This window comes from Actinacidiphila acidipaludis (assembly GCF_019890725.1).
GTDB classification, from domain to species: domain Bacteria; phylum Actinomycetota; class Actinomycetes; order Streptomycetales; family Streptomycetaceae; genus Actinacidiphila; species Actinacidiphila acidipaludis.
The window spans coordinates 1-18250 of sequence record NZ_JAINZZ010000005.1 but is presented as its reverse complement, the minus strand read 5'-3'; the positions used below and the strand labels follow the sequence as shown (position 1 = coordinate 18250).

Sequence of the window (18250 nt, the reverse complement as noted above, 5' to 3'; positions counted from 1 at the left end):
CGGTTCAGCCGAAGACGCGGCGCTGGATCTCGCGGCGGTAGTCCTCCAGGGTCTGGTCCAGGTGGACGGTGGCCGCGTCGGCCGCGGCCTCCGGGTCGCCCTCCCTGATGGCACGGTAGATCGCCTCGTGCTCCACCACCGCCTCCTCCGCGTGGCCGCCGACGGTGCCGTGCAGCCCGATGGTGCTGGACTGGTGCTGGAGGCGGCGGACCTCGCGGACCGCGTCCACCAGGAACGGATTCTGCGAGGCCTTGGCCACGCTCAGGTGGAAGTCGTCGTCACCGCGATCGAACAGGTCCCGCCGGCCGGTCGTGTGTCCTTCGTGGCACATTTGAGCGGCCTTCTCGATCGCCCGCAGATCCGCCGGGGTCGCCCGGGTCGCCGCGAGCCGGCTCGCGGCGACCTCCTGCACCCGGCGGAACTCGAACAGCCGGTAGACGTGATCGAGGTCGGTGGGCAGGAAGAAGCTTCCCCAGCGTGAGGAGCCCAGCATTCCCTCGTCGTTGGCGACGAACAGCCCGCGCCCCTTGTGCGCACGCACCCGCCCGAGGGCCGAGAGGATCTTGACGGCTTCCCGCACGACCGTGCGGCTCGTGCCCAGGCGCGCGGCCAGCTGGTTCTCCGTGGGCATCCGATCGCCCGGCTGCAGTCTCGTGTCGGCGATGAGCTGCAGGATGTCCTCGGCGACGAGCTCGTATCCGGGCCTGTACGCCGGCGGGGTCTGCTCCACCGCCTGCGCGGGGACGCTGTCGTCCGCTGCCGCCGGTGCGGGGTTGCCATCCAACGACCCCTCCTTCGTCCTCCGTCGCGGGCGACGCGGCGTGCCACCACTGCGGCGTCAACGCCGCAGCATACACCGACTGGCGCATATGCCCGCGATGAGTACGACTCATCTCAGTCCCTCGCGTTCAACGGCCCGTGGCGACAGGCAGTTCCGCGGTACACGGCAGCGGTCGGCCACGAGGAACGTGGAAATAGACCTGCTCATCAGGGTGTGCAGATGCGTCCAAGTCCCCTACTGTGTCCGACCGCAGCCCAGGGCTGCCCTGGGCTGCCCGGTCGGCCGCTCAGCGGAGGGCGATCGCCGTCCACGACACCGGCGGCAGCTCGATGGTGACCACCCCGTCGGCGAGCGCCGCACTCGTGTTCGCGTACGGGGTCACCCGGTGCTGCTCGGCCAGCGTGTTCTTCGCGTAGACATCGGCGTCGGCGAGGGTGACCGCCTCCGCGATGTGCGACGAGCCGAGGCCGCGCACGTCGATCGTGACCTGTGCGCTCTTCCGCAGGTCGCGGTTGACGAGGAAGACCGAGCAGCGATCCTCGTCGACGGTCGCCACGGCGTCGACGACGGATGCCTCACCATGACGCGCCGTCGCGTAGGCCGGCGTCTCGGTCGCGGGACGGATCACCTCGCCGGAAGCGAGCCGGCTGGTGATGGAGAACGGGTAGAAGGTCGTCTGCCGCCACGCCGGGCCGCCGGGCTCGGTCATGATCGGTGCGATCACGTTGACGAGCTGCGCGAGCGATGCCGAGGTGACGCGGTCGCTCCGCTTGAGGAGCGTCATCAGCAGGTTGCCGACCACGACGGCGTCCGCCACCGTGTACACGTCCTCGAGTTGCCGAGGGGCGTGGCGCCACTCGTCGCCGGCCTCCTGGGACGCCATGTGCTCCTCGAGGTACCAGACGTTCCATTCGTCGAAGGAGATGTTGATCTTCTTGGCGGAACGCTTCTTGTGCCCGACGTGGTCGGCGGTCGCGAGGACGGTGTCGATGAAGTAGTCCATGTCGTTGGCCGAGGCGAGGAAGGACCCGAGGTCACCGTCGTGCACCTGGTAGTACGCGTGGCACGAGACGTAGTCGACATGGTCGTAGGCATGCTCGAGGACCGTGCGCTCCCAGTCGCCGAACGTCGGCATGCCGGAGCCCGAGGAGCCGCAGACGACGAGTTCGAGGTTCTTGTCGGCCATCTTCATCGCGGCGGCGGTCCGCGCGGCGATCTTGCCGTAGTCGTCCGCCGTCATGAAGCCTGTCTGCCACGGGCCGTCCATCTCGTTGCCGAGGCACCACATGCGGACGTCGTGCGGTTCCGGCGTGCCGTTCGCGACGCGCAGGTCCGACAGCGCGGTACCGGACGGGTGGTTGGCGTACTCGAGCAGGTCGAGGGCGGGAAGGATGCCACGGGTGGCGACGTTGACCGCCAGCATCAGCTCGGAGTCGGTGAGCTTGAGCCACCTCGCGAACTCGTCGAGGCCGACCTGGTTGGACTCGAGCGCGTGCCAGGCGAGATCGCGGCGCACGGGGCGCTGGTCACGCGGGCCGACCGAATCCTCCCAGCGGAACCCGGAGACGAAGTTGCCGCCCGGGTAGCGCACGGTCGTCGTTCCGAGTTCCCTGACGAGGTCGACGACGTCCATGCGGAAGCCGTCAGGGTTCGCGGTGGGGTGGTCCGGCTCGTAGAGCCCCGTGTACACGCAGCGGCCGAGGTGCTCGACGAACGAGCCGAAGGTGCGGCGCCGGACAGGAGCGACGACGGCCTGCGGGTCGAGGTGGATATGGGCGCGGAGCAATGCGGTGGTCCAATCTCTGGGCGGCCCAGGTGCGCGCGATGATGTGCTTCAGCCTTTGACGGCGCCGGTGAGACCGCCGACGATCCGCCTCTCGAAGATCGAGAAGAAGACCAGTGCGGGCAGCATGGCCAGTGAGGTGAACGCCAGGACCTTCGCCGTGTCCGTCGAGTACTGCGAGGAGAACGCCTGGACTCCGAGCGGAAGCGTGAAGTCGGCCTGGGAGTTGAGGACGTACAGGGGCAGGACGTAGTTGTTCCAGCTGCCGATGAACGCCAGGATGCTCACCGTCACCACACCTGGCACCGACAGCGGGAGCACCATGCGGAAGAAGAAGCCGAGCCGGCTCGCGCCGTCGATCGCGGCGGCCTCCTCGATCTCGTTCGGTATGGCGCGCAGGAACGGCACCAGGATGATGACCGTCATCGGCAGACCGAACGCGATCTGCGGGACGATCACGCCGAGCAGGTTGTCGACGAGCCCCAGATCCTTGACGACGATGTACAGCGGGGTGATCGCGATGACCAGCGGGAACATCAGGCCCGCGGCGAACAGCGAGTACATCGCGCCCTTGAGTCTGAAGTCGTAGCGCGCGAGCACGAAGCTCACCATGAGGCCGAGCACGACGATGCCGACGGTGCTCGCCAGCGCCACGATGACGGAGTTCGCGAACTCGCCCCAGAACGTCGTGGACCGCAGGACACCGGCGTAGTTGCCGGTGACCCAGGGGTGCGGCAACGCCGCTGGGCTCGTGGTGATCTGCGCGTTGGTTCGGAACCCGCCGGCCACGACGTAGAGCACCGGTGCGACGCAGACCCCGATGAAGAGCAGCGCCACGAAGTAGACGAAGGGCTGCGTCCACTTCTGCCGCTGCCGCCCGTGAGGACGCCCGGCCGGTTCGAGGGGCGCGTCCGGATCCACGCCGCGGCGAACCCAGTAGCCGGCCCCCGCTGTCGCGCTCATCAGGTCCTTCCTTCGGTGACGGCGCCACGGAGGTCGCGGCGCAGGACGAAGCGCTGGTAGATCAGGGCGACGATGAGCGTGATCAGGAACATCACGACCGCGATCGCGCTGCCGTACCCGTAGTTGGCCGCGTTACGGCCCTGGGCGACCATGTAGATCGCCATCGTCGATGTGCCCGCGGTCCCCGAGACGTACGGACCCCAGATGATGTAGACGAGATCGAACAGCTGCAGCGAACCGATGATCGACAGGAACGCCCAGATGCGGATGGTCGGCCCCAGCAGTGGCAGCGTGATGCGGCGCTGGATCTGCCAGTAGGAGGCGCCGTCGATCTGAGCGGCCTCGAAGAGCTCGTCCGGGATGGACTGCAGGCCGGCGAGCATCAGGATCACGGCGAAGCCGATGTACTTCCACGAGATGATGGCCAGCAGTGTCCAGATGGCCAGCTTGGGGTCGGAGAGCCAGTCGGCCTGCAGGAAGCCCAGGCCGCTGTGCCGCAGCAGGTCGTTGAGGGCGCCGTTGCTCTGCAGCATCAGACTCCAGCCGGTGCCCACCACGACCTCGGAGATGACATAGGGCACGAAGATCAGGACGCGGATGACCGAGCGGCCGCGGACCTTCTGGTTCAGCAGCAGCGCCAGAGCGATCGCCAGCGGTCCCTGGATGACCAGCGACAGCACCATGATCATGAAACTGTGCCGCAGGACCTGCCGGAACGCCGGATCGGTGAGGATCAGCCGGTAGTTGTTCAGGCCGACCCAGTCGGTGGGCGCCCCGTAGCCGTGCCAGCGGTAGAAGCCGTAGTACGCGGCGAGCACGACCGGGAAGACCACGAACGCGAGGAACACGATGGTCGCCGGTCCGGACAGCAGCGCGATCTCCAGACGCACCCTGCCACGCCCGGAGCGGCGCACACGACCCAGGGGGTTGCTCATGGTCGGGCCGCTCAGCCCTTCTCGGCGGCGGTGTTGGTGTCCTTGACGATGTCGGCGGCCGTGCCCTTGCCGGCGATGAGGTTCACGACGGCGGTGTTCATGGCGTTGCCGACGTTCTGGCCGTACTCGGTGTCGAGGAACTGCATGGAGTAGGCGGCCTTGTTGAACGCCTGCAGGGCGGAGATGTTGTAGGAGTCCGTGACGACGCCCTGGGCCGCCTTGTTGACCGGGATGGTGACGAACGCCTTGGCGTAGGCCTCCTGCTGCTCCTTGGTCACCATGAACTCGAGGAAGCCGAAGGCCTCCTTCGGCGCGTTCTTCGACAGCGAGTATCCGCCGCTGCCGCCCATGATGGCGCTGGGGTCGCCCTGCCCGCCGGCCACACCGGGAAACGGGAACCAGGCAAGGTCCGGGAGCGGCTTCTGGTCGGGGGTCAGGCCGGCGAGCACACCGGGTTCCCAGTTGCCCATCAGTTCCATGGCCGCCTTGTGGTTGGCGAGCATGCCCGCCGAAGAGCCGGCGCCCTGCTGCGACGACGCCGTGAGGAACCCCTTCTGGAAGGGACTGACCTTCAGGAACGCGGCGAGGTCCTCGCCGGCCTTCGTCCAGCACGGATCAGTGAACTTCAGCGACTTGCCGGCCTGCTGCATGGTGTCCCGGCTGCACTCCCTGAGGGCGAAGTCGTAGTACCAGTGCGCGGCCGGCCAGGCGTCCTTGGCGCCCACGGCGACGGGCGCGACATGGATCGCCTTGAGCTTCGCGACATCGGACTCGAGTTCGTCCATGGTCGTCGGCGTCGAGGTGATGCCCGCCTGCCGGAACAGGTCCTTGCTGTAGTAGATGCCCTCGGGCTGCGTGTCGAGCGGGATGGCATAGACCTTCCCGTCGACCGAGTCGGCGGCCAGGGCCGCCGTGCCGACGTTCGCCGTGTCGGCGGCTGTGAGGTCCAGCGCCTGGATCTGGCCGGCGTCGAGCATGGCCTGCATCTTGCCGCCGCCGCGCTGGAGGAAGATGTCCGGCGCGGAGCTCGAGTTCAGCGCCGTCTGCAGTTTGCCGTCGAAGTCCTCGTTCTGGATCCGCTGGATCTTGATCGTGACGTTCGGATGCAGCGCGTGGTAGCTCTTCACGGCGTCCTCGAAGTACTGCGCACCGGGCCCGGGCGAGGCGTTCTCCCAGAAGGTCAGCGTGACCTTGCCACCGGATGAGTCCTTGCCGTTGTCGTCGCCGCCGGCACAGCCCGTGGTGGCGAGAACGAAGCCCAGGCCGATGGCGATGGCCGTCGCGCTGTGTGTTTTCCTCATCATCCCCGGATCCCTGATCTGTCGTCATTGCGTCGAGTGCTGGGAACAGCGGTGGTCGGCTGGGCGCGCCGTGCTTCCTGCCGAAGCAGGTGCCTGCTGTGACAAGCGGTCGTCACCGACCGGTATCGGGGTGAGCGCTAACATCGTGACCTCGCCGCCGGTCCTGCGTACCGGGGTGCGGAAGACGCTCACCCGCGGTGGTGCCCCTGCGGTGCCCCCTCTCCCGGCGGCCCTTCCGTGCGAGGGTCACCAGAGTCGAGAGCGAAATATTTCGAACTCGGAGCGATCGTTTCGGGAACCCTAGGGTGTCGGCCTGGGCACGTCAATACATCGCGCACCGAGGGCCTGCGGCCGGCACACCGGCCGGCTCAGGTGACGTCGCCGGAGGGCACCCGGGCATAGTGGAACCAGTCGAAAGCCACCGTCCCGTCCACCGCGTACATGCCGATGACCCTGCCGGTGAATCCGGTGGCCACCTCGGTGGACAGGTAGCGCCCTTCGAGTTCCGCGAGCGGCTGAGCGGCGTCCGTGGAGCCGGGATCGCCGAGCCGGAAGGCGATGGTGTCCGGCCCGGTCGGCTCGATTCCGGGGGCCTCGGGCGACGGCGACACGATGTCGTCGGTGCGGATCGTGACCGTGAGAGTGAGCGGGCCGGAGGGAACGGGGCGGCGGGCAACGGTCTGGCGCAGCGGGCCGATGCGGGCGACGACGCTGAGCTCGCCCCCGCCGACCTCCAGGTCGAAGTGGTGGGCCTCGTCCATGCGCACGCTCAGACCGCCGCGCCCCGCGCCCGGGTCCACCGACACCCCGACGCAGCAGTCGTGGTGCTGCTGGCGGCGGCCGACGAAGGTGTACCCGGGACGGTCGAGGGTGGGACCGGTGGCCCGGAGGGAGAGCCACCCCGGCCGGTCGGTCAGCGACCAGGCATCGGCGGGGCGGGCGTAGGGCGAGATCCAGTGCGGGGCCAGGGCGGGGGCGTCGAAGTCGTCGCGTGCGGGCAGCTCCGGGACCGGGTGCCAGGCGCCGGCGGGCGCGGAGTGCCGCTCGGGGACGGGAGCCACGGTGGGCCACCCCTGGGCGTCCCACTCCACCGGTGTGAGGAAGGTTTCGCGGCCCAGCACCTGGAAGTTGGGGGTGTAGCCGCGGGGCCGCGTGCCGAGCAGCACCATCCACCACGTGCCGTCGGGCGCGGTGACCAGGTCGGCGTGGCCGGTGCTCTGGATGGGCCGGTCGGTGCCGCTGTGGGACAGCAGGGGGTTGCCCGGCGCGCCTTCCCAGGGACCGCGGGGTGACCGCGCACGGGCGACGGAAACGGCGTGGCCGCGTTCGGTGCCGCCCTCGGCGAGCAGCAGGTACCACCAGTCGCCGATGCGGTAGAGGTGGGGCGCCTCGGCGTACTTCAGGCCGGTGCCCGACCAGGTGGGGAAAGGCCCCTCCAGTACCTCGCCCTTGACCGGGTCGATCCGGGCCAGACGGACTCCGGGGACGGAGAAGGCGCACCAGCACGTGCCGTCCTCCTCCCATGCCAGGTCGGGATCGATGCCGGGCAGGTCGATCCACACCGGGTCCGACCAGGGGCCCTCGGGACGCTCAGCCGTCACGATGTAGTTGCCGCCGCCGCTGACGTTGGTGTTGATCACCCAGAAGAGACCGTCATGGTGGCGGATCGTCGGGGCGTAGAGCCCACGGGAGGCCATCGTCCCGGGTATCGGCAGCGGCAGTTGCCCGGGACGGTCGAGCACGTTGCCGATCTGCCGCCAGTGCACCAGGTCCCTGCTGTGGAAGATCGGCAGGCCGGGGAAGTACTCGAAACTCGAGCAGACCAGGTAGTAGTCGTCGCCGACCCTGCACACGCTGGGATCGGGGTGGAAACCGCTGATCACGGGGTTGTCGTAGAGGTGCACAGCGCGTTGTCCCTTCCCGGGCGCCGGTCAACGGCGAATTGTTTCGCCGCAATGTCCGAACGTTCGGTGGGGAAACTACGGATCACCGCGAGAGCAGTCAAGGCACGGGAGCCGACGAGCCGCGCCGGCTGCCGCGGTGGGCGGCCGGCGCGGCGTGAGGCGGTCAGGAGCAACTGGTGCCGTTGAGGGTGAAGCCGCTGGGCTGGGCGAAGGTCCCGGAGTAGGCGCCCTGGAAGCCGAAGGACTGGGAGCCGCCGGCCGGGATCTGTGCGTTGTACGCGAGGCTGGACGCGGTCACCGACCCGGAGGAAGGGCTGATCGTGGCGTTCCAGGCGCTCGTGACGGTCTGGCCGGACGGCAGGGTGAAGCCCACCCGCCAGCCGTTGACGGCGGCGGAGCCGGTGTTCGACACCGTGACGCTCGCGGTGTAACCACCCGCCCATGTCTGCGGGGTGAAGCTGACCTTGCAGGACGAGGAGCCCGTGCCACCCGTGGTCCCGCCGCTGCTCGTCCCACCCGTGGTCCCGCCGGTGCTGGTCCCACCGGACGTGCCGCCCCCGCCGATGTTCGCGGAGGACGAGAAGGACGTCACGGCCAGTCCCACCCCGTTCTGCCAGGGCTCGAAGCCGGCCTGGACACTGGTGAGATACCAGGAGTTCTGGGCGAGGCCGCGGCTGACCGTCTCGTCGGTGAACGCCTTGACGTCGAAACTCCAGCTGCCGATCGCCGAGGGCGCGACGAAGGAGATCACGTTGTTGGAGCCGTTGTTGCCCGTCCACACGTCCCAGCTGCGCCCGGCGACGTTGGCGGTGCCGACCTTGGAGCCGACCGGCTGGACGGGGCTGGTGTGGTTGTACCAGACCATGATCTCGGTCTGGTTGACCCCGTCCTTGCGGGGTGTCGGGTCGAGCCAGATGTCGTACGCGGCGTCGTAGACGGCGTTTCCGACGTAGGTGAACGCGACGCTGGTCGGCGCACTGGAGATCGTGCTGAGCTGCGCGGGGAGGTTCGTACCCGGCGAGCAGTTGGTGTAGTGGCAGCCGTAGAAGACCGAGGGGTACGACTTCGGGCCCCCGTTGGTCGCCGTGCCGTCGGCCTGGGTGATCTGGAATCCGCTGCCGGTGACGTTGATGCACTGGGTCGCCGTGGTTCCCCAGCGGTTGTTCTGCACCACGTAACGGCCCTGGATGGTCGTGGAGCCGTACTGGTCGCAGATCTGCGTGTCGGCGTGTGCGGCCGGGGCGGTCGTCAGGGTGACAAGACCCGCGACGACCAGGCCGATGGCCACCGCGGCTGACAGCAGAGCATTGCGCGTCGAGCGGAAGGCTCGCAGAGGGGTTCTCATGGGCTGGCTCCTCTTTCTCTGTGGGGGATCGGAGCTGGAGCGGGCCCCGATAGAGGGTGAGCGCTAACATCACATCGGTTGAGTCTCGCCCTTCCGTGAGGAGGAGAGGGATGTGCGCGCAGCAACGGCGGCAGGCTGCCCGACCGCGCCCGTCGTGTCAACCCCCGCCGCATCGGCGTCCGTTGACAATCACGACGCGCTTCCGGCCGTAGGGCGTGCGCTCCCTTGACCTCTCCGCGCGGCGCTCCTACGTTGTGGGTGGAAAAACCGTTGCTCTGTTGCTCTGTTGCTCTGTTGTTCAACGGTCTGTGAGCCGAAGCCGGCCGATACGACGCCGCAGGACGGGCGGCGTCGCTGACGGCGGTCTTCCGGCCTCGCCATCCCCTCACACACACCTGTCTGGAGGACATGTCCTCATGCGTGGAATCGCGCATCCCCGACCTTCGTGCCGGCCGACTTCCGTCGTCGGTCTCGGTGCCGCCGTCCTGGTGGCGGCCTCGGCCGCGTTCACCGGCCCGGCCGCCCACGCGGCCGCTTCCCCGTCCACCACGCTCGTCGTCCGGGCCGACCAGGTCCTGCGGCCCGTCACCCATGTCGCGACCGGCAGTCTGTACGGCCTGGCGAACGCGAACACCCCGTCCGACACCCTGGTGCAGGCGATCAAGCCGAACACCTTCGTGCAGAAGCCGCAGGGCGGCCACCAGCAGCCGACCGGAGACATCCTCACCGTCGCCCCGAAGGCTGCCCGGGCGGGCGCGAAAGTGGTCAACCGCCTCTCCGACTACTACGCCGGCTGGCCGTACCAGTTCAGCTGGAGCAACTGGCTGAGCGTGGTCGACGACCAGATCGCGCAGACGAAGGCCTCCGGCATCACCAACCTGGCCGCCTACGCGCCCTGGAACGAGTCCGACAACACCTGGCTCAACTCCAACGGCACCTTCGAGGACTTCTGGACCAGGACCTACCGGGAGATCAGGGCGAAGGACGCCTCGACCCCGATCCAGGGGCCGAGCTTCTCCGACAACATCAGCGACATGGACAACTTCCTGCGGAACGCGGTCGCCACGAACACCGTGCCGGACATCATCGCCTGGCACGAGCTGAGCCGTGCCTCGAAGATCGCCGGTGACGTGGCCACGGTCACCTCGCTGGAGGACAAGTACGGCATCAGCCGGCGGCCCATCGCGATCGAGGAGTACGCCGCCCCCGCGGAAGTCGGCGTCCCCGGAGCCCTGGTCGGCTACATCGCGAAGTTCGAGCGGCTGGGTGTCCACGACGCCGAGCTGGCCTTCTGGAACCAGTCCGGGGCGCTGGGCGACCTGCTCACCGGTCAGGGCGGCAGTCCCAACGGCGCGTTCTGGCTCTACAAGTGGTACGCCGACATGAGCGGCAGCATGCTCGTGACCACGCCGCCCGCGCAGACCGGCATCGACGGCGCGGCGGCCCGCAACAGCGCAGGCAACGAGATCGACGTCGTCTTCGGCGGCAGCTCCGGGGACTCGGCGGTGACCGTCAACGGACTCGGCGGGCTGGCCGCGTTCGGATCCGGCGTGCACGTCAAGGTCGAGTACACCCCGTCCCCCGGGCGCACCGTCGCGGTCTCCGGGCCGACCACCGTGTCCGAGGCCGACTACGCGGTGAGCAACGGATCCGTCACCGTCCCGGTGACCACGAACAGCGCCTACGCCTACCACCTCGTGATCACCCCGGCGAGCGGCGCCGGGACGCTCGACGGCAGTTACCGGATCACCAACAAGAACAGCGGGCTGGCGCTCGACACGCAGAACCAGGGCACGAGCCAGGGCACGCCGGTCGATCAGGCCACCGCCGGCGGTTCGACCACCCAGACCTGGACGCTGGTCTCCGCCGGGTCCGGTCTGTACAAGATCCGCAACCAGGCCAGCGGGCTGCTGCTCGGCATCACCAACATGAGCACGGCGGACGGTGGCACCGCGCTGATCTGGACGGACAACGGAACGGCGGACCATCTGTGGCGCGTCGTGCCGGACGGCACGGGCTCCTACAAGATCGTGAACAGCAACAGCGGTCTCCTGCTGGGTGTGCAGAACATGAGCACCAGCAGCGGCGCCCAGGTCCTGCAGTGGGAGGACAACGGGACCGCGGACCATCTGTGGCAGCTCACCGCGCGCTGAGCCGCCGAGGCCGCTGGGCGCCCACGGGCGCCCAGCGGCACCATGGGCCCGGCGGGGGCCGATCAGGCGGAATCGCGGATGACCAGCCGGCACGGAACCGTCTCCACGCCGCTCACGGCCCGGCCGTCGATCGCGTTGAGCAGCCGCAGCGCGGCGATCCTGCCGATCTCCGGGAGGTTCATGTCGACCGTCGTCAGCGGCGGGCGGGAGGCGAGCGCCATGGTGTCCCAGTTGTCGTAGCCGATGACGGCGATGTCCTCGGGGACGCGGTGCCCTTCCTCGCGCAAGGTGTCCGCGGCGCCGCGGGCGATCTGGTCGTTGCCGCAGAAGAAGGCGTCGGTGTCGGGAGCCGTGCGCAGGACGGTGTGCGCGGCGCGGCGGCCCCAGGCCTCGCTCCAGTCGCCGAAGTGGACACGCCCGCCCGAGAGTTCGACGGAGGCCTGACCGATCAGGTCCTCGGTCAGCCGGGCCCGGTGGCGGGCCGCGGCATGATGGGCCGGGCCGGTGATGTGAGCGATGCGGCGGCGCCCGGCGCCGATGAGGTACTCCACGGCCAGTCGGGCACCGCCCTCGTCGTCCGAGGCCACGGACATGTCGGAGGAGTCGGTGGACGGGGTGAGGGCGTAGACGGTGGGTACACCCCGCAGGCCGTTGAGGGGCTCCCGCGGATCGGTCCGCCGGCCGGTGACGATGATGCCGTCCACGCGACGGGCCAGCAGCGTCTCGACGTAGTGACGTTCGCGGATGGCGTCTCCGCGGGTGTCGCACAGCAGGACGGAGATCTTGCCCGCGCCCAGCGCGTCCTCGGCGCCGAGCAGCACCGGGGTGCTGAACCGGCCGATCCCGTCGGTCGTGATCAGGCCCACCGTCCAGGTTCTGCCGCCGAGCAGGCTGCGGGCCGCCTCGTTCGGCTGGAAGTCCAGCCGCCGGGCCGCGTCCAGCACGCGCTGGCGCGTCTCCGGCCGCATACGACCGCTGCCGTTGAGGGCCTTGGACGCGGTCCCCACGCTGACGCCGGCCATGCCGGCCACCTCGGCCAGGGTCACGCGGCCCGTCGTCGGGCGCCGGTCGGTCTCGGTCACGGGCAATCCTTTGCTCACGGAGCAACTGCGTTCATAGTGCCAGCCGGCACACCGTATCCCAAGTGTTATGCCCGACTGCTGGCGGACTGCGCAGACATCTTGACTTGTGACGCAAGCCACTTCTACGTTCTGCAAAAGAAAAGCTTTGCGCACAGCGAGCCGAGAGAAGCGACTCAGCCCGGGCCGGGGACTCCCGGTGGGCGGAACCCCAGCCCCGCCCCGAGCCGACCGGGCGCCGACCGTACTTCCAGGGGAGATCCATGTCTCGCAGCACTCTGCACCCGCCCCCCGCGGCGGGCCCCGTCCGCCTGACGGCCGGAGCGCGCACCGCGTTGCGTCCGGTGGGCAACGCGGCCATCCTCGGCGGCTTCTGGCACCGTCGCCGCGCCGTCAACGCCGATGTGTGCATCCCGCAAGGTCCCGCGCTGCTCGAGGCGGCGGGCAACCTGCACGATCTCCGGCTCGCCGCCGGCGGCGAGCCGGGGGAGTACCGCGGCGACTTTCCCTTCATGGACTCCGACGTCTACAAGTGGCTGGAGGCCGCCGCGTGGGAGCTGGCCCGTGCGGACACCCCGCAGCTGGCCCGTGACGTCGAGCGGATCACCGGCCTGGTGGCAGCCGCGCAGGAGCCCGACGGCTATCTGAACACCTGGTTCCAGGTCACCCGGGCCGGTCGCCGTTACGAGGACCTGCGGTGGGGGCACGAGCTGTACTGCGCGGGCCACTTGATCCAGGCGGCGGTGGCGCACCACCGCAGCACGGGGAAGAAGGAACTGCTGGAGGTGGCGGTGAGGTTCGCGGACCACATCGACGCGACCTTCGGGCCTGGCGGACCGATCGACGGGTTCGACGGTCACCCCGAAGTCGAGACGGCACTCGTCGAGCTGTACCGGGAGACCGGTGAGCGGCGCTACCTCACGCTCGCGGGCCACTTCGTGGACCGGCACGGGCACGGTGTTCTCGGCGGGGAGGCGTACTGCCAGGACCGGGTGCCGCTCAGAGCGCAGCAGAACGTCGAAGGGCACGCGGTCCGGCAGCTGTACCTGCTCGCGGCCGCCGCGGACCTCGCCGCGGAGACGGGCGACGAGGAACTGGCGGCATCCTGCGAGCGGTTGTGGTCGGCGATGGTGGCCACGAAGACGCACATCACGGGCGGTCTCGGCGCCCACCACGACGAGGAGGACTTCGGCGACGCCTACGAGCTTCCGACCGAGCGCGCCTACTGCGAGACCTGCGCGGCGGTCGCGTCCGTCCACTTCAGCTGGCGGATGGCCCTGCTGACCGGGCGGGCCCGCTACAGCGACCTGATCGAGCGGACGTTGTTCAACGGCCTGCTGGCAGGCGTCGCCCTGGACGGCGAGCGCTGGCTGTACGTCAACCCGCTGCAGGTCCGCGACGGGCACACCGACGGCGGCGGCGACCAGTCGGCACGCCGCACGCGCTGGTTCCGCTGCGCGTGCTGCCCGCCCAACGTCATGCGGCTGATGGCGAGTCTGGAGCACTACGTCGCCTCGACGGACGACGCGGGGCTGCAGATCCATCAGTACGCCGCGGGCCGCTATGGCGGAGAGGTACGCGGTGCGCCCACGATTGTTAGCGCTCACACCGACTTCCCCTGGTCGGGCCGCATCCGGCTGATCATCGAGGAATCCCCGCAGGACCGCCCGTGGACGCTCTCCCTGCGCATCCCGCAGTGGAGTGCCGGCCACACCGTGACCGTCGCGCAGCGGCGGATCGAGGCTCCAGCCGGCGGGGACGGCTGGCTGCGGCTGGAACGTACCTGGTCGCCCGGCGACGAGGTCGTTCTCGAGCTGGACATGCGGCCGCGCCTGGTGGGGGCCGATGCCCGCGTCGACGCCGTCCGCGGCTGTGTGGCGATCGAGCGGGGGCCGCTCGTCCACTGCCTCGAAGGTGTTGACCACCCGGGCGGCGGCCTGGACGACGTCGTCATCGACACGACCCGGCCGCTGTCCGCGGTGGAGCGCCCCGGACTCCTCGGCGGGCTCACCGTCGTCACCGCCTCCGGACGTCGCCGCACACCGGCCGAGGCCGGCTGGTGGCCCTACCGCTCCGTCCCCAGGGCCGACGGCACCGGCCCGGACCACAACCCCCACCAGGAGGGTGAGCTGACCCTCACCGCCATCCCCTACTACGCCTGGGCCAACCGCGAGGACGGCCCCATGCGGGTGTGGATCCCGGCCTTCTGACGGCCTCCCGCAACCCGCAGCACGACGTCGCCCACTTCCTCACGCGTCAAGCAAGGACCGCCATGAGACTCACACGCACCGCCCTGGCCGCCGTCGCGGTCTGCACCGCGCTCGCGGGCGCAGCCGCCTGCGGCGGATCCGGGGGAGCGCCGGGAAACTCGGCCGATGCAGGCACCTACACCTTCTGGGACCCCTATCCGCAGTTCGACGGCTCATCAGCCTGGGCCAAGCTGGTCGGCACCTGCGGGACGAGAGCGGGCGTCACCGTCAAGCGCACCGCCTACGACACCACCGACCTCGGCAACAAAGCGCTCCTGGCCGCCCAGCAGGGCAACGCCCCGGACGTGATGCTGGTGGACAACCCCGTGGTCTCCACCCTCGTGGACGCCGGGATCCTCAACAAGATGACCGAGGTCGGTGTCCCGACGGGCTCCATCCAGCAGAACATCATCGGCGCCGGCGTGGTGGGCGGTGCTCCCTACGGCGTGCCGATCGGGGCCAACACCCTGGCGCTCTACTACAACAAGAACGTCCTGGCCGCCGCGCACGTCGACCCCGCCTCCGTCACGACCTGGGACGCGCTCACCGCGGCACTGAGGAAGGTGAAGGCCGTGGGCAGGAAGGGCATCACCTTCTCGGCGATCGGCACCGAGGAGGGCAGCTTCCAGTTCCTCCCCTGGTTCTGGGGCGCCAAGGGCGACCTGACCCACCTCGACGACGCCGACGGCCAGGCGGCACTGTCCCTCTGGAAGGACTGGGTCGACCAGGGGCTCGCCCCGAACGACGTGCTGAACAACACCCAGACCACCAGTTGGCAGGAGTTCGCGACCGGCCAGTACGCCTTCGGGGAGAACGGCACATGGCAACTGGCCAATGCCAAGAAGGCGGGATTCCCCTACGGCGTGATCGCCATCCCGGCGCGCGACGGAGGCGCTGCCCCCGCCCCCACGGGTGGGGAGTTCGTGACCGTGCCCGTCCAGAAGGACACGGCCCGGTACGCGACCTCGGCGAAGATCGTCTCGTGCCTGACCAGTGATGCCAACCTGCTGTCCACCGACACCACGCTGTCCTACGTGGCCCCGACGCAGTCGGTGCAGAACCAGCAGACGTCCGCGGCGGCGGAACTCAAGCCCTGGGTCGAGGCGGTCGCCGCTGCCCGCGGTCGTACCAGCGACGGCCTCGGCACGCGCTACCCGGTGATCTCGCAGCAGTTGTGGGGCGCGGTGCAGGCAGCTCTGTCCGGGAGCAAGAGCCCGGCGTCGGCACTCGAGGCCGCACAGAAGGCCGCCGCGAACCACCAGAGCTGATCCGGTCGCACCGTCGCGCCACCCGGGAAAGACGTGACACGCCCGGGGCACCCCGCGAACCCCGCCGTGCCGCCGACCGTCCCGGCGGCACGGCGGTCATGCCGGTGGGACGGCCGACATCCGCGCAGGCGCGTGCGGCACGCCTCGTGCCGCGGCCCCGTCCCTACAGGGTTTTCAACGAGGAGGACCATGACCATCACCCATGCCGACGGACGGCAGGGGCCCCCGGCCGTGCCCGGCGGCCCCGACGCCGATCCCGGTTCCGCGTCGGCCCGCGGGTCCCACGACCGGCGCGACCGCGGCGGTCCGTGGTCCTCGAGGACGGCGGCCTGGGCGTTCCTGGCCCCGGTCATCGCCTATCTCGGGGCCTTCTACGCCTATCCGCTGTACCGCAACGCCGACCTGTCCCTGCGGCATTACACCGTGCGTTCCTTCGTCCAGGGTGACGCGCCGTTCTCAGGGTGGGACAACTTCCACCAGGTCGTGCGGGACGCGACGTTCGCCACCGCCCTGCGCAACACGTTCGTCTTCACTCTCGCGTCGATCCTGTTCCAGTACGGAATCGGACTGGCGCTGGCCGTCTTCTTCAACCGGAACTTCCGCCTGGCGCCGACGCTGCGCGCCCTGTTCCTGATCCCGTGGCTCCTGCCGCTGATCGTGTCCGCCTCGACCTGGTCGTGGATGCTCAACAGCGAGTCGGGCGTGGTGAACTACGCCCTGCACCTGATGGGCTTCGGCAAGGTCGACTGGCTGACGTCCCCCTCGTGGGCCCTGACCTCGGTGATCATTGCGAACATCTGGATCGGCATCCCGTTCAACCTCGTCATCCTCTACAGCGGCCTGCAGACCATCCCCGCGGAGCTGTACGAGGCGGCGAGTCTGGACGGCGCCAATACCTGGCAGCAGTTCCGGCGGATCACCTTCCCCCTGCTGCGGCCCGTCTCCGCGATCACCGTGCTGCTCGGGCTCATCTACACCCTCAAGGTGTTCGACCTGATCTGGATCATGACCAGGGGCGGTCCCGGGGACGCCTCCTCGACGCTCGCCACCTGGTCCTACCGGCTGGGCTTCGGTTCGCTGCTTCCGGCGTTCGGCCCCGGGGCCGCCGTCGGCAACATCCTGATCCTGATCGCGCTCCTCTTCGGGCTGCTCTACATCCAGGTGCAGAGGAGGCAGTCCAGGTGACGACCACGACATCCGCCCACCGCCGATCGCCGGCGCGCCGCCGTGGCGGACGGTGCACGTCGCGGCGCAGCACGGCCATCGGCCTGTTGCTGACCGCGGTCATGCTCTTCCCGATCTACTGGATGATCAACGTCTCACTGACGCCGCAGCAGGACATGCGGAAAGATCCTCCCGACCTGCTGCCGCTGCACCCCACTTTCAGCGGTTACCGCGCGGTCCTGGACGATCAGCTCCCGTATCTGTGGGTGAGCCTGCTGGTCGGACTGGGAACGGTCGCCCTGACCCTGTTGCTGTCGGCCCCCGCCGGCTTCGCGCTCGCCAAGCTCCGCCCCCGGGGCGGCGGCACGGTCGGCATGCTGCTGCTGATCGCCCAGATGATTCCCGGCATCGTCATGGCCATGGGCTTCTACGGGATCTTTCTCAACCTCGGCATCATGAACACCTGGTGGGGCCTGGTCGTCGCGGACTCGACCATCGCCGTGCCGTTCGGTGTCATGATCTTCACGGCCTTCATGTCGGGTGTCCCCGACGAACTCATGGCCGCGGCGACGATCGACGGTGCGACGGTGTGGCGCACCTTCATCTCGGTGGTTCTGCCGGTCAGCCGCAACGCGGTCGTGACGGTGTCCCTGTTCAGCTTCCTGTGGGCCTGGTCCGACTTCGTCTTCGCCAACACCCTCGACGGGGGCGGCAGCATGCGGCCGATCACCCTCGGCATCTACAAGTACATCGGCAACAACAACCAGGAGTGGAACGCGATCATGGCGACCGCCGTCGTCGCTTCCGTTCCGGCCACCGCCCTGCTCGTGCTCGCTCAACGTTACGTCGCCGCCGGAGTCACGTCCGGAGCCGTCAAGGACTGACTCCGTGCGCAGGGCGCACGAAGAGGGTCCGAAAGTTTCGAGATCTGTGCGGTATCCGAGGGGAAGAAATCGTGGCAGTGGTCTGAAGTCGCATCAGTGGCCAAAGCGTTGGACGTGTCTGAGCTGTGCATATCCGTCCAGGCCTCTGAATGTGGTGTTCCGATGCTTTCGGTGATGAGGTCGAAACTGTTGACAGTGGGAACGCTCCGCCCAACACTGTTCGCCGTCGGCTGACCGCAGGGGCGGCCACTCGGGTCCCCAGCCGGGGTGGTGCTCCGGCGGGGTCCCGGTTCAACGCCCTGCCGCACGGTGCCTACAAGCCGTCACCGTCACCTCCTGAACACCGCACGGCGACAGCCCGCCGCTGTGTCCCACCCCCCATGAGGAGGAAGCATGCGCATGGATCACGTCTCTGACCGTTCCGGGAGTCGCAGAGGCAGT

General features: G+C 69.1%; 13 protein-coding genes. 5 read left to right on the top strand and 8 right to left on the bottom strand.

Annotated elements, in window-relative coordinates; genetic code table 11:
- Nucleotides 1-4 precede the first annotated feature (4 nt).
- From K7862_RS06055 to K7862_RS06025, 7 genes are all read right to left on the bottom strand, one after another.
- A complete protein-coding gene (locus tag K7862_RS06055) occupies nucleotides 5-730 on the bottom strand; it encodes a FadR/GntR family transcriptional regulator (protein ID WP_222961547.1) in 726 nt (241 codons plus the stop codon).
- A gap of 337 nt (nucleotides 731-1067) precedes the next feature.
- On the bottom strand, nucleotides 1068-2567 hold the full coding sequence (gene arfA / locus K7862_RS06050) for an arabinosylfuranosidase ArfA (RefSeq protein WP_222961373.1): 1500 nt from the start codon (nucleotides 2565-2567) through the stop codon (nucleotides 1068-1070).
- Between the two features lie 48 nt (nucleotides 2568-2615).
- Entirely contained in the window at nucleotides 2616-3527 is a 912-nt protein-coding gene (locus K7862_RS06045) for a carbohydrate ABC transporter permease (RefSeq protein ID WP_222961372.1), read from the bottom strand.
- The gene (locus K7862_RS06040) at nucleotides 3527-4462 is read right to left on the bottom strand and encodes a carbohydrate ABC transporter permease (protein ID WP_222961371.1); all 936 of its coding nucleotides are present in this window, start codon (nucleotides 4460-4462) and stop codon (nucleotides 3527-3529) included. Before K7862_RS06040 ends, K7862_RS06045 begins: the two co-directional genes overlap by 1 nt.
- An 11-nt stretch (nucleotides 4463-4473) precedes the next feature.
- Nucleotides 4474-5766 (bottom strand): ABC transporter substrate-binding protein, encoded by a 1293-nt coding sequence (locus tag K7862_RS06035; RefSeq protein WP_222961370.1) that lies wholly within the window; start codon nucleotides 5764-5766, stop codon nucleotides 4474-4476.
- Between the two features lie 365 nt (nucleotides 5767-6131).
- Nucleotides 6132-7667 carry a glycoside hydrolase family 43 protein gene (locus K7862_RS06030; RefSeq protein WP_222961369.1) on the bottom strand — a complete coding sequence of 512 codons (1536 nt, stop codon included), beginning with the start codon at nucleotides 7665-7667 and terminating at the stop codon, nucleotides 6132-6134.
- Nucleotides 7668-7830: 163 nt separating this feature from the next.
- Complete coding sequence (locus tag K7862_RS06025; protein ID WP_222961368.1) at nucleotides 7831-9012, bottom strand: GH12 family glycosyl hydrolase domain-containing protein; 1182 nt, start codon at nucleotides 9010-9012, stop codon at nucleotides 7831-7833.
- Between the two features lie 416 nt (nucleotides 9013-9428).
- Here K7862_RS06025 and K7862_RS06020 point away from each other — a divergent pair, with 416 nt between their 5' ends.
- Nucleotides 9429-11165, top strand: coding sequence for an RICIN domain-containing protein (locus K7862_RS06020; RefSeq protein WP_222961367.1), 1737 nt, complete (start codon nucleotides 9429-9431; stop codon nucleotides 11163-11165).
- 62 nt (nucleotides 11166-11227) lie between these two features.
- Here the strand turns inward: K7862_RS06020 and K7862_RS06015 are convergent, their stop codons facing one another.
- Nucleotides 11228-12247 carry a LacI family DNA-binding transcriptional regulator gene (locus K7862_RS06015; protein WP_308011867.1) on the bottom strand — a complete coding sequence of 340 codons (1020 nt, stop codon included), beginning with the start codon at nucleotides 12245-12247 and terminating at the stop codon, nucleotides 11228-11230.
- Nucleotides 12248-12507: 260 nt separating this feature from the next.
- On the opposite strand from K7862_RS06015, the gene K7862_RS06010 reads away from it, so the two are divergent.
- The 4 genes from K7862_RS06010 (at nucleotide 12508) to K7862_RS05995 (ending at nucleotide 17809) form a co-directional block, all read left to right on the top strand.
- A complete protein-coding gene (locus K7862_RS06010) occupies nucleotides 12508-14454 on the top strand; it encodes a glycoside hydrolase family 127 protein (RefSeq protein ID WP_222961366.1) in 1947 nt (648 codons plus the stop codon).
- 62 nt (nucleotides 14455-14516) lie between these two features.
- Nucleotides 14517-15761: a sugar ABC transporter substrate-binding protein gene (locus K7862_RS06005; protein ID WP_222961365.1), complete on the top strand. Its 1245-nt coding sequence runs from the start codon at nucleotides 14517-14519 to the stop codon at nucleotides 15759-15761.
- 189 nt (nucleotides 15762-15950) lie between these two features.
- Nucleotides 15951-16946 (top strand): carbohydrate ABC transporter permease, encoded by a 996-nt coding sequence (locus K7862_RS06000; protein ID WP_222961364.1) that lies wholly within the window; start codon nucleotides 15951-15953, stop codon nucleotides 16944-16946.
- A 101-nt stretch (nucleotides 16947-17047) separates the two neighbouring features.
- Entirely contained in the window at nucleotides 17048-17809 is a 762-nt protein-coding gene (locus K7862_RS05995; RefSeq protein ID WP_222961545.1) for a carbohydrate ABC transporter permease, read from the top strand.
- The last annotated feature ends 441 nt before the right edge of the window (nucleotides 17810-18250 follow it).

What these genes read in the sequence shown, in the direction of transcription:
- K7862_RS06025 (WP_222961368.1), bottom strand. Translation starts at nt 9,012, where the DNA reads ATGAGAACCCCTCTGCGAGCCTTCCGCTCGACGCGCAATGCTCTGCTG.
- K7862_RS06045 (WP_222961372.1), bottom strand. Translation starts at nt 3,527, where the DNA reads ATGAGCGCGACAGCGGGGGCCGGCTACTGGGTTCGCCGCGGCGTGGAT.
- K7862_RS06040 (WP_222961371.1), bottom strand. Translation starts at nt 4,462, where the DNA reads ATGAGCAACCCCCTGGGTCGTGTGCGCCGCTCCGGGCGTGGCAGGGTG.
- K7862_RS06000 (WP_222961364.1), top strand. Translation starts at nt 15,951, where the DNA reads ATGACCATCACCCATGCCGACGGACGGCAGGGGCCCCCGGCCGTGCCC.
- K7862_RS06005 (WP_222961365.1), top strand. Translation starts at nt 14,517, where the DNA reads ATGAGACTCACACGCACCGCCCTGGCCGCCGTCGCGGTCTGCACCGCG.
- K7862_RS06010 (WP_222961366.1), top strand. Translation starts at nt 12,508, where the DNA reads ATGTCTCGCAGCACTCTGCACCCGCCCCCCGCGGCGGGCCCCGTCCGC.
- K7862_RS05995 (WP_222961545.1), top strand. Translation starts at nt 17,048, where the DNA reads ATGCTCTTCCCGATCTACTGGATGATCAACGTCTCACTGACGCCGCAG.
- K7862_RS06035 (WP_222961370.1), bottom strand. Translation starts at nt 5,766, where the DNA reads ATGATGAGGAAAACACACAGCGCGACGGCCATCGCCATCGGCCTGGGC.
- K7862_RS06020 (WP_222961367.1), top strand. Translation starts at nt 9,429, where the DNA reads ATGCGTGGAATCGCGCATCCCCGACCTTCGTGCCGGCCGACTTCCGTC.